Origin of the sequence: Providencia sp. JGM181 (assembly GCF_018257375.1) — a bacterium.
In the GTDB taxonomy this organism is placed as follows: Bacteria; Pseudomonadota; Gammaproteobacteria; order Enterobacterales; family Enterobacteriaceae; genus Providencia; species Providencia lanzhouensis.
Map to the genome: position 1 here is coordinate 1 of NZ_JAERJY010000122.1, position 11,008 is coordinate 11,008.

At 42.7% G+C, this 11,008-nt stretch carries 9 protein-coding genes and 1 tRNA gene; 8 read left to right on the forward strand and 2 right to left on the reverse strand.

Annotation, left to right across the window (positions count from 1 at the left end; genetic code table 11):
• Positions 1 to 379: 379 nt before the first annotated feature.
• The 3 genes from JK188_RS13840 to JK188_RS13850 all read left to right on the forward strand — a co-directional run bounded on the left by JK188_RS13840 (position 380) and on the right by JK188_RS13850 (position 1,639).
• Positions 380 to 673 carry a helix-turn-helix domain-containing protein gene (locus tag JK188_RS13840; protein WP_036949597.1) on the forward strand — a complete coding sequence of 98 codons (294 nt, stop codon included), beginning with the start codon at positions 380 to 382 and terminating at the stop codon, positions 671 to 673.
• A gap of 191 nt (positions 674 to 864) precedes the next feature.
• Positions 865 to 1,437 (forward strand): division control transcriptional repressor DicD, encoded by a 573-nt coding sequence (dicD, locus tag JK188_RS13845; RefSeq protein WP_432206743.1) that lies wholly within the window; start codon positions 865 to 867, stop codon positions 1,435 to 1,437.
• Between the two features lie 126 nt (positions 1,438 to 1,563).
• A tRNA-Phe gene (locus JK188_RS13850) sits at positions 1,564 to 1,639 on the forward strand.
• A gap of 127 nt (positions 1,640 to 1,766) precedes the next feature.
• On the opposite strand, the gene JK188_RS13855 is transcribed toward JK188_RS13850, so the two are convergent.
• Entirely contained in the window at positions 1,767 to 2,690 is a 924-nt protein-coding gene (locus tag JK188_RS13855) for an aminoimidazole riboside kinase (protein ID WP_211887008.1), read from the reverse strand.
• A gap of 39 nt (positions 2,691 to 2,729) precedes the next feature.
• Positions 2,730 to 3,725: a LacI family DNA-binding transcriptional regulator gene (locus JK188_RS13860; protein WP_211887006.1), complete on the reverse strand. Its 996-nt coding sequence runs from the start codon at positions 3,723 to 3,725 to the stop codon at positions 2,730 to 2,732.
• 250 nt (positions 3,726 to 3,975) lie between these two features.
• Between JK188_RS13860 and JK188_RS13865 the strand changes: the two genes are divergently transcribed.
• The 5 genes from JK188_RS13865 to JK188_RS13885 all read left to right on the forward strand — a co-directional run bounded on the left by JK188_RS13865 (position 3,976) and on the right by JK188_RS13885 (position 10,953).
• Positions 3,976 to 5,238 carry an MFS transporter gene (locus tag JK188_RS13865; protein ID WP_036949587.1) on the forward strand — a complete coding sequence of 421 codons (1,263 nt, stop codon included), beginning with the start codon at positions 3,976 to 3,978 and terminating at the stop codon, positions 5,236 to 5,238.
• Positions 5,235 to 6,680 carry a glycoside hydrolase family 32 protein gene (locus tag JK188_RS13870; protein WP_211887004.1) on the forward strand — a complete coding sequence of 482 codons (1,446 nt, stop codon included), beginning with the start codon at positions 5,235 to 5,237 and terminating at the stop codon, positions 6,678 to 6,680. The genes JK188_RS13865 and JK188_RS13870 overlap by 4 nt, the downstream gene beginning before the upstream one ends.
• Before the next feature lie 311 nt (positions 6,681 to 6,991).
• Positions 6,992 to 7,732, forward strand: a complete 741-nt coding sequence (locus JK188_RS13875) for a MurR/RpiR family transcriptional regulator (protein WP_036949583.1) — start codon at positions 6,992 to 6,994, stop codon at positions 7,730 to 7,732.
• Between the two features lie 282 nt (positions 7,733 to 8,014).
• A complete protein-coding gene (locus JK188_RS13880) occupies positions 8,015 to 9,571 on the forward strand; it encodes a PTS transporter subunit EIIC (RefSeq protein ID WP_006658525.1) in 1,557 nt (518 codons plus the stop codon).
• Positions 9,572 to 9,582: 11 nt separating this feature from the next.
• Entirely contained in the window at positions 9,583 to 10,953 is a 1,371-nt protein-coding gene (locus JK188_RS13885; protein ID WP_211887003.1) for a class-II fumarase/aspartase family protein, read from the forward strand.
• The last annotated feature ends 55 nt before the right edge of the window (positions 10,954 to 11,008 follow it).

Sequence of the window (11,008 nt, forward strand, 5' to 3'; positions counted from 1 at the left end):
AGTGTAACAGCCCATTACCCAATTCATACTTCATTATTATTTTTTGCGTTATTTTTATAAAAAATAAGTCAGTAATTAACGCCATAAAAAACCAATTAAAACCCAAAAATCCAGATCATTAGACTAATCAAACCAGAATATTCAAACATAAAACCCATAAATCTTTATAGCCTTACTCACTAACTGAGTGATCGAAATAGCTATTAACTATCGAAAATAGCCTATCAATCCGTCATAAATATTGGTAATTAATTTAACTTAGCGATTAAATACTCCTAAATTGAACCAGTCAATTTTAGATTACTCTCGCCAATTAAAGATAATAATATTTAATTATCTTTGAATACTATTATCTCAATAAAACTCGCATGGAGGGATCATGCTAGCTAATCAACAATTTGATAACCATGAAGTATCCAATTACATTGGTTCATTTCTTAAACGACGACGTAAAGTCGTTGGGCTCACGGGCGCTGAGCTCGCTTCTCGTTTAAGCATCAGCCAACAACAGATTTCTCGCTATGAGCGAGGTGTCAATGCGATTACTATTCAAAATCTTTTGGGAATTTTGCATGCTTTAGAATTAAAAAAGCACGATATTGATGAGTTCCTGCAAAATATTTTTAATTTTTATCATATCGATATTGATATGGAGAAAAAGTTGTTTAACTAGAAATTAATTTTTACTAAACAACTCGTTAGGTATAGAGAGGGTAATGCCTCTCTACCTCTTCTCTCTTTGACTTCCCCGTAATTCCCATCTATCACCCTCATACTTGTGACAAAATCAACGCCTATAAATCAACTTTGAACATTGCTATGATGGAAAAATTAGCAAATCTTGTGACGGAGATAACGATGAGTATCCAGCGCGACACTATTTTGAGCCATGCGTTAAACCAGTTAGAGCAACAGGGGTTATCTGCCTCGACAGAAAGTTTACTCACTGAAATTGAATCCGACTTTACGACCTTACGCCAATTTTGGCCTGATGATGAAGCCCTCGTTTATGATTCTCTACGCTATCACGGGCAGCAAATTGAAGTGTGGCAGCGCCAAACCTTATTAGATGAGCGACTCAGCCCACAACTAAAACTCATGGCTCGTTATCAACAATTGGCAGAGAAAGTCCGCGAAGGGCGTTTCCCTGGCTGTCTGTTTATTTCTGCCTGCAACTATTACCCAGACCCAGAACACCCTATCCACCAATTAAGCCGCCTGCAAAAATCCAACTCATTCAGCTTTACTAAGCAGCTGCTCGATGAGCTAGATATTGAAGATGCAGAACTCGTCGCCAATCAGATGGAGTTGGTTTTAGAAGGTTGTTTAAATCGCTTGTTGGTTAATCGCGATATCCGTGATGTGGAAATTGCTCAACAGCTTTCTGAGGATATTTTGACTATCGCTCTGTGCCGTAAAAAAGGCGCATTAAGTTAAAATTCGTACACTCGCGCGTTAAACAGGCGTTTTTTGTCGAAAAAGAAAACACTCAGTCAGAAAATGTTTTTTTTTATAAAAAATGCATTGACGAGAACAGCCTAATACGGTTTAATGCGCCCCGTTGCCCGGATAGCTCAGTCGGTAGAGCAGGGGATTGAAAATCCCCGTGTCCTTGGTTCGATTCCGAGTCCGGGCACCACTATTTAAAGAACCCGCCCTAGTGGCGGGTTTTTGCTTTCTAGCGAATCACCTCAGTCTTTACTTCTCAAAAACCACTTTCTTCATTCACCACAACCCCCCCCCTAGAAAATTGCGCGAAATCGTGACTACAGGCTTTTGAGTAAATCTTGACGATATGGCAATGCGGTCATTGCTCCCTTCGCCGTGGTGGCTAATGCGCCACAAATTTGTGCTTGTCCAATAATCATGCCCAGCGTATTTTCATCACACGGCAGACCATAAACCGCCAGCCCTGCTAATAGACCTGCGACAAAGGCATCTCCCGCACCTGTCGTATCAACCACCACCACGGGTCTAGCTGAATAATGCAGAATATCTCCCTGCCAACACACCATCACCCCATTTTTACCTAGAGTCACAAGTAGCAAATCAAAAGAATACTGTGTGGAAAGTTGTGCAATACCTTGCTGAATATCGGTTTTGCCGCTTAAGAAAAATAATTCTTCTTCGGATAACTTCACCACCGAAGCGAAAGTTAACGCTTTATGTAAACATTCACGCAATAGATTTTCATCCTGCCAAAGATCCGTTCGGATATTAGGATCAAAACTAACGCGCCCACCTGCACGACGAATTTTTTCCATAGCATAAAATGTGGTACTACGGCTCGGCTCGGCACTCAGCGCGATAGAGCACGCATGTAGCCATTCATTTTCCTGAAATACCGGTAAATCCTCTATTTCTAAAAAAAGATCCGCTGCGGGACGAACCATAAACGTAAAAGTTCGTTCTCCCTCTTCATCCAGTTCAACCACCACCGTTGATGTACGATGTTGCGGATCCAACTTCATATAGTCAGTGTCCACTCTCTCTTGATCTAGCGTGCGGCACATAAAGCGGCCAAAAGGATCATCTCCGACACGACCAATAAATCCACTTTGTCCATCAAGGCGAGCTACCCCAGCCGCCACATTCGCAGGCGCACCACCCGGCAGCTGAAGTAAGCAGCCTTCTCTTTCGGGGATCAAATCAACAACAGCATCACCGAGAACCCACACTTTATCGGTCATAAATTACTCCACAAGCAATATTGAAAATAGTCAGTATGATTAAATTGAATCCCTTGGTAACCAAGGCGATGAAATATAGACAGTTTCTCGATGCGTCTCCCCGTTAATGATATGTAGCGCGCTACGCTTGCCAATTTCATAATGCGGAAGTTGTACCGTCGAAAGCGGTGGAATAAATAATTCACCGATCCCAACCATATTGTCGTAACCCACAACGGCGACATCTTTTGGGATCTTCAATCCACTCTCTAACAAGATCTGATAAACGATGAATGCGATCCGATCGTTTCCACAAATAACTGAATCAAAACCCGCTTTTCCATAGTGGATCTGCTTGCGTACAATCTCAGGAATATCAGCATAATTTTCTGTACTTAAAAAATGATGAGATAACGCATCCGCATTAATTCCATGTTCTTCACAAGCGCGCTTAACCCCAAGAGCTCGACGGAGAGTCGCTGGGTGGTTGGCAGGGAGATATAAACATAGCGGTTGGCGGTAACCTGCATTTAATAGCGCTTTCACCGCGTTATATTGGCCATCTTCATCATCGGGTACATAGCTGGCCGTTGGTACATTTAGGCTTTCACAGTTAGCGAGTACTAATGGTACCTTCATCATGTGCTTGGTAATTTCAACCTGCCTAAGCCCCATTGCCGTGTAAATAATGCCATCCGGGCGATGAGAAAAAAGTAAACTTGCGATGGCTTCAGGATCATCACCTTCTAGCATATTCACCACATAGCTATTCCAACCGTGTGAACGCGCCGTTTCTTCAATAGACAGCGTGATATCGACAGAAAAAGGAGACGTCGCCGTATCTAGCGCCAATACCCCAATCGTTCGAGGTTTTTGCCCTGACCGTGTACCGCGGATCATCCGAGCAGAAAGATCAGGTGTATAACCCGTTTCATTAATAGCTTTTTGAATGCGCTCTAATGTCTCTTTTTTCAGCTTTTCAGGATTATTGATAGCCCTTGAGACCGTCATCATTGAAACGCCCGCCAGCTTTGCGACATCTTTTAAGAGTACCATTTTGCCCTCTTTACTCTATTTTCAACGTCTTTGTTTTCAACGTCTTTGGTTCCAACGTCTTTTCGTCGGAGTATATCAACCAATAAATCGCCACATGATTGCGAGAATAAGAAACCTGTGACATCCCTCACATACCGCCAATGTTAATGTTAACATTGGTGATTAACATCATATTTATGCACTATGCCGTCTTTTACAAAGTGAATGTTAACATTAACAATATAGACATTCTGACAGTAGGAGAATATCTATGGGCAAAAAAACACGCGCTAACATGCATGCCTATCTCACATTAAGTGGTTTGTTATTTACTTTCTTTTGGACATGGTCATCCGTGTTTTCCTTGGTATCTCTGTGGCTCAGCCAAAAAATTGGCCTAAAGGGCACCGATACGGGCATTATTTTTTCTGTTATCAGCCTAACCGCATTTTGTGCTCAACCTCTTTATGGGTTTATTCAAGACAGGCTTGGCTTACGCAAAAATCTATTATGGTTTCTGGGTGGATTGCTATTAATCAGCGGACCTTGGTTTATTTTTGTCTGTACCCCCTTATTAAAATGGAACATTTTTGCGGGAGCGGCGGCGCTGGGAATTTATGTTGGCGCGACTTTCTTTGCCGGTATTGGCGCACTTGAATCCTATACTGAACGCGTCAGCCGCATCGCGAGTTTTGAATATGGTCGTGCCCGTATGTGGGGTTCACTGGGCTGGGCAGGCGCCACCTTTTTTGCAGGGTTATTATTTAATATCGACCCCAATTTAAACTTTGCTATGGGTTCTGCCAGCGCACTTCTGTTCATCATTCTGTTATGGCGTTTGCGCAACGTTCGCCCCCATACAATGAATGAGCTTGAGTTCGGAAAAACTCAGTCGCTGACTATCACTGATGCGCTGGGATTATTACGCATGCGCTCATTTTGGTCTTTGGTGATCTTTGTCTGCGGGGTAAGTGTTTATAACGTCTACGACCAACAATTTCCGGTCTATTTTGCCTCGTTGTTTGCAAGCCAAAACGAAGGCAACGAGATGTTTGGCTACTTAAACTCGCTTCAGGTCTTTTTAGAGGCAGGTGGTATGTTCTTAGCACCTTTCCTCGTCAATCGTATTGGTGCCAAACGTGGTCTGCTTTTGAGTGGCGTGATCATGGCGCTGCGTATTCTAGGTTCGGGGCTTGCTGACGATGCAATCACGATTTCATTTATGAAGCTGCTACATGCGGTTGAACTCCCTATCCTATTAATTTCATTATTTAAATACATTACATCCGTATTTGATAAACGTTTATCTGCAACCATCTACTTAGTGGGTTTCCAGTTTGTAGCGTCGCTCTGCGCCTCATTCTTATCCCCGCTCGCAGGGTACAGCTATGACACATTAGGCTTTGCAGATACCTATATGATCCTCGCCGCTATCGTCATTTTGATGACGATAATTTCAAGTGTCCTTCTGCAATCAGAGGACGCATCAACCGTCAATCGTATGACAACATCGAAAAAAACGGTGGAACTATGAACCAAAAACTTCAGCAAGCACAATTTGCTCTTGAGCAGCTTACAGCTCAACGTGGAAACACCTATTACCCTGACTTCCATCTTGCTCCGCCCGCCGGCTGGATGAATGATCCCAATGGTTTGATCTACTTTGATGGGTTATATCACGCATTTTATCAACATCACCCAATGAGTGCTGATTGGGGGCCAATGCATTGGGGTCACGCCACCAGTCACGACATGATCCATTGGCAACATCAGCTTATCGCCCTAGCACCTGGTGATGATTATGATCGTGATGGCTGTTTTTCAGGTTGTGCCGTAAATGATAATGGAACCCTTTCACTCATTTATACAGGGCATGTGTGGCTAAAAGATGCTGGTGACGATAGCGCTATCCGTGAAGTTCAATGTTTAGCAACCAGTACTGACGGTATTCACTTTGAAAAACAAGGTATTGTGCTAACGCCTCCCGATGGCATCATGCATTTCCGTGATCCTAAAATTTGGCAAGAAAATGGCACTTGGTGGATGGTATTAGGTGCTCGAGACGCGGCAAATTGTGGACAAACGTTGCTTTATAAGGGAAATTCACTACGCGAATGGCAACTTGATCGAATCCTCGCCCATGCGGATGTCGATGGTGGCTATATGTGGGAATGCCCAGATTTCTTCCCGTGTGGCGACCACCACTATTTGATGTTTTCACCGCAAGGTATTCAACAAAATACAGGTTATCAGTATCGTAATCGCTTCCAATCCGGCGTGATCCAAGGCAACTGGCAAGCAGGAAGCGCCTTTGCACAAAGCCAAAAATTTACTGAACTGGATAATGGACACGATTTCTACGCACCACAATCATTCACGGCAGCGGATGGGCGACGTGTCATTATGGCTTGGATGGATATGTGGGAATCTGCAATGCCATCCAAACAAGAAGGCTGGGCGGGCTGCTTAACCCTGCCACGCGAGTTATTTGAACGAGATGGGCATTTATGCCAACGCCCAGTGATTGAAGCCAAATCACTGCGCCAACAGAGCCAACCCATTGAGCCTCACTCGGTTAGTCAAACAGAAGTGCTACTCGACCATTCCAGCGCCATCGAGTTAGAGCTTGTTTGGGATATAAGCCAAAGCAATGCGGAACGATATGGTATAGCGCTAGGTAATAAAGTGAGCGATGGATTAGAGCTGTATATTGATAGCCAATCTCAGCGCTTAGTGCTCTGGCGGCACTACCCAGAATATGAGCTGGACGGTTATCGCAGCATTCCATTACCCGCAAACGATAAACTTTCATTGCGTATTTTTATTGACCGCTCCTCCGTTGAAGTCTTTGTCAACGATGGTGACGCCGCAATGTCTAGCCGCATTTATCCCCAACCTAATGAACGCAAGCTAATGTTATTTGCTTCTCATGGTAGCGCGGTTATTTCTGAAGGAACGCTTTGGCAGCTCAAATAATGATTGAGCCGGAATTGGGATAAACAAAATCGCCTTGTGATGTGCTTTATCACAAGGCGTTTTTAATCCTTTAGACTCTGACTGAGACCCGTCTCATTTTTATATTCTTAGCTTAAACAGATAAGTATTATTATCGACCTTATAAGTCATTCACATCAAAAAACTCTCGGAAAACCTGCATAAAATACGGCTTTAACGTATAATCAACGCTGTTGAGCTTTTGCTCACTTCACACAGTGTCGATATCATCATAAATAACACGCGAACCCAGACTAAAATGGGCTTTTGATACTCTATTGATCAGGTGAGATATGCTGGATTTTCTAAAGAATTATGACAACTTAACCGTCAGTGAAAAAAAAGTATTAAAATATCTTACCGATAATATTGCCGATATTCCCTACTTGAATATTAATGAATTAGTCGCCAAAACGTTTGTCTCTAAGACTGTCATTATTAATTTGTCCCAGAAATTAGGCTTTAGTGGGTTTAAAGAACTCAAGTTTCAAATTAATAACCATATCCTTTCACAAAATAAAGCGGAAAAAAATAACCCTGCGTCGTATAAAAAGCAGCTTGAAAATAATATTCATAAAACCTTCACCCTGATTAATGAAGAGCAAATTCGCGACTGTGCAAAAACATTACGCGGCTCGCGTAATATCTTTTTAGTGGCACGTGGCACCAGTAAAGCCGTCGGTTATTATCTTGAACACCTGCTCTTCTCTCTTGGATTACACTGCTTTTTTATCAACGATTACAATCTCTCCGACTCTTTTACTCGCCTAGTCAACCAAAATGATACGGTGATTTTTATCTCGCTATCCGGCGGAACTAAAAAAATCATTGAAACCGCTAAAATCGTGCAATTGAAAGAGGCCAACATCATCAGTATGACCGCCTTTCACACAAACGAACTCACCGCCTACGCCAATAACACCCTTTTCTGCTTCGCGGATAGCTATGACACTAAACGGGATGATTCAAAATCCAGAACCGGATTTTTCATTCTGGTGGATTTATTAATTAATGAATTGGAAAACCTGCTGTAAATAAACTCCCTCTCACCTTATTTATTTAGCTTAAGGTTAATTGAGTGCTTTTCATTCAATTAATTTTGTTATTCTTCAAATAATTATTTATTTAAAAAATCATCAACACATTGATGACAAAATCATTATTAATATGATTTTAAAAGCTTTATTTAATTTTAATGACCTAGGTCTTAACCTGTGACCTGAGATAATATTTAAAACCGTAACATCATTTCATTTAAAAAACCCAGTGCTAGTATTCCAGTTAATTTCAATAATTCTTCGTCATTAGGAAAAAATATGGCTAAAAGAAAATTCGGTGAGTCAATCCAGCGCTTTGGTAGGACACTGCTCCTGCCAATCGGGGTTCTGGCTCCAATTGGTATGATACTGGGGATCAGTGGTGCATTAGTTCAAACCTACATGATTGCTCGATTCCCTTTCCTCGGCAATGAAACCGTTAACGCATTACTTGTCAGCATCCGTTCTATTGCGGGCGTTATCTTCGACAACATCCCATTACTGTTCGCTATGGGGGTTGCCTACGGCATGAGCCAGCGTGATAAGGGGATCGCGGTCTTCGCCTCCGTTGTCGGTTACCTTTCGTTGATTATCACCATGAACATTTGGTTGGTACTCACGGGTAAACTGGCGGATCCGGCGATTATGGGTCAAGTGGGACAAATTAAAGTTTTAGGTATTCAAACCTTAAACATCAGTGCCGCTGGGGGGATTATTACAGGATTAATTGGTGCATGGGCCACCGATAAATTCTACAACCTCGAGCTACCGACTGCCTTCGCCTTCTTCTCAGGTAAAAAATCGGTTGCGATCATCATGGTCGGTTTAATGATCATGGTCGGTGGAACATTACCGTTTATCTGGGAAGTCTTAGTACAAGGCTTGATGAAGCTTTCTGCCGTCTTCCTAAGTCCTGTCGGTCCATTCTTTACCGCAGGGGGTGAACGTCTGTTTATTCCATTCGGGTTACACCATGTTTGGAACGTTCTGTTTAGATTTACCGAAGCCGGTGGTACCTATGTTATTGATGGACAAACTTTTGTCGGTGTCGTTCCAGCCTTAACGGAAGTGTTATTTAAGCAAGGTCCAAGCAGTGAATACTGGGCAATGATGCCAAGCCTGACGCGCTTTATGGCGCAGCAACAAATGCTGGTGACGCTGTTCCTGTTCCCTGCCATTGCATTAGCTATTTATAAAACATCGAAAAAAGAGAACCGTGCTGAAGTTAAATCGATGTTGGTGACCATGGTATTAACCGCGATGCTCGGTAACGTGACCGAACCACTCGAATTTACCTTCGTGTTTATCGCACCGCTGCTGTACTTAATCTATGCCATCATCGTCGGTATTGGTGCAGTGTTACTGTCATTCGCTGGGGTTGCTATCGGGTATATCCGTGGAACCGTGTTTGACTTCACTATCTTCGGTCTGCTGTACGAGCACACTAACTGGATATTCTTAGTGCTGATTGGTGGCGGTTTAGCGGTAGTGACTTACTTCATCTTCTACTGGGCGATTATCAAATTTGATATCAAAACCCCAGGTCGTGAAGAGTCGAGCAACCTGAAAAATACCTTAATTAAAGAAAAACGTTATGGCGAAATCGCTGAGATCCTTGTTGAAGCCTTAGGCGGTAAAGAGAACATTCGTAACGTAGATAACTGTATTACCCGTATGCGTATTGATGTCGCAGAAGTGAATAAAATTGATAAAGATTTAATGTTGGAATCAGGATGTACCGCATTCTTCTTTCCATCGGCAAACCACGTCCACGTCGTTTATGGACCGAAAGTTGAATTTGTTCGCAACGCTGTTGATGAGTTCATGAAGAAATAAAAGGATATATGATGAGAGCCTTATATGATTCTAAGAGTAAAACCATCGATGACCGCGGTATAAAAGCCCTGTTATCGGATGAAGCCAAATACAATACTTGGCTGATGTTTGAATCCATGTTAGCTCAAGCGCAAGCTGAAGCGGGATTCATTCCCCAATCAGCGGCCGATGAAATTAAAGAAAAAGCGGTTATTGAGAACATTGATTTTGAAGAGATGAGCCGCATTTACCAAAAAATTGGGCACGGTTTCGTTCCCTTCTTAAAAGTCTTGGTGAATGCGTGTTCTGAAGAGAGTGGTAAATACATCCATTACGGAATTACCACCCAAAATATTCAGCAAAGCTCGCAGCTGTACATGATGAAAACGGTACATAATAAATTTATGTTGCTGTTAGGTGAGATCATCGAAAACCTGTCGGGTCTCGCTGAAAAAACTAAGCATATGGTGATGCCAGGCAGAACCCATGGGCGCCACGCTATTCCAATTACTTACGGTTACAAAGTGTCCGTATGGATCAGCGATTTCATTGACTGCTACCAGCGTATGAAAGAGTGTGAAAAGCGCGTATTTACCATCATGATGGGTGGCGCTGTGGGTGCGTTTAACTCCATGCCGGGGATTGGTTTAGAAGTGCAAAAACGCGTTGCTGAGCTGACGGGCATGCACGCAATGGAAGTCCCATCTCGCAACCTCAGCACCCATAAATTAGAGTACATGGCGAACTTAGCGCTGATGGCGAATATCTGTCATAAAATCGGGGAAGAAGTTTACAGCACGACGCTGGAAGAAATAGCGGAAGTGTCTGAAGGCTTCACCAAAGGCACCGTGGGCAGCAGCACCATGCCACACAAAATCAACCCAAAACTGGCGAAAGGGATTATTGCTAACTCCCAAAAACTGTATTCGTTACCGAGTGTTGGGATGTATTCTGCCGTCAGACCGTATGAAGGTGATAGTAGCTCTTATATGTTATTCGATGGGCTTATCGAAGAAGCGCTGGAACTGACTACTGAAATTTTATTAAGAACCGAAGAGCTTTCGAGAACTCTGGTACCTCACGAAGAGAGAATGCTGCATAACGTTCTGAGAAATAAAGGGTTAGATAATACCGAATACGTGATGATGAAAATGGCTGAGAAGCTGGGTAAAGATAAAGCACACTCATTGCTGTATGAAGAAGCCATCAAAACCGCAGCGGATGGAGAGGATTTCTACACTAACCTCACCAAGAACGAAACCATTACAACTGCATTTAGCAATGATGAAATCAAAGCGATGCTAGACCCACGTTCGTATATTGGTTTGTCCGTGGAAATCGCAGAGAAAGAAGCGAAACGTGGTTTAGCCGCAGCCCAAGAAATTAAACAGCTTTATCAGTAATTATTCGCTTAATAATTTAACTTAAATCTGTTATTTGAAGCCGCCATTTTAAAAC

What these genes read in the sequence shown, in the direction of transcription:
- JK188_RS13840 (WP_036949597.1), top strand. Translation starts at nt 380, where the DNA reads ATGCTAGCTAATCAACAATTTGATAACCATGAAGTATCCAATTACATT.
- JK188_RS13855 (WP_211887008.1), bottom strand. Translation starts at nt 2,690, where the DNA reads ATGACCGATAAAGTGTGGGTTCTCGGTGATGCTGTTGTTGATTTGATC.
- JK188_RS13860 (WP_211887006.1), bottom strand. Translation starts at nt 3,725, where the DNA reads ATGGTACTCTTAAAAGATGTCGCAAAGCTGGCGGGCGTTTCAATGATG.
- JK188_RS13865 (WP_036949587.1), top strand. Translation starts at nt 3,976, where the DNA reads ATGGGCAAAAAAACACGCGCTAACATGCATGCCTATCTCACATTAAGT.
- JK188_RS13870 (WP_211887004.1), top strand. Translation starts at nt 5,235, where the DNA reads ATGAACCAAAAACTTCAGCAAGCACAATTTGCTCTTGAGCAGCTTACA.
- JK188_RS13875 (WP_036949583.1), top strand. Translation starts at nt 6,992, where the DNA reads ATGCTGGATTTTCTAAAGAATTATGACAACTTAACCGTCAGTGAAAAA.
- JK188_RS13880 (WP_006658525.1), top strand. Translation starts at nt 8,015, where the DNA reads ATGGCTAAAAGAAAATTCGGTGAGTCAATCCAGCGCTTTGGTAGGACA.
- JK188_RS13885 (WP_211887003.1), top strand. Translation starts at nt 9,583, where the DNA reads ATGAGAGCCTTATATGATTCTAAGAGTAAAACCATCGATGACCGCGGT.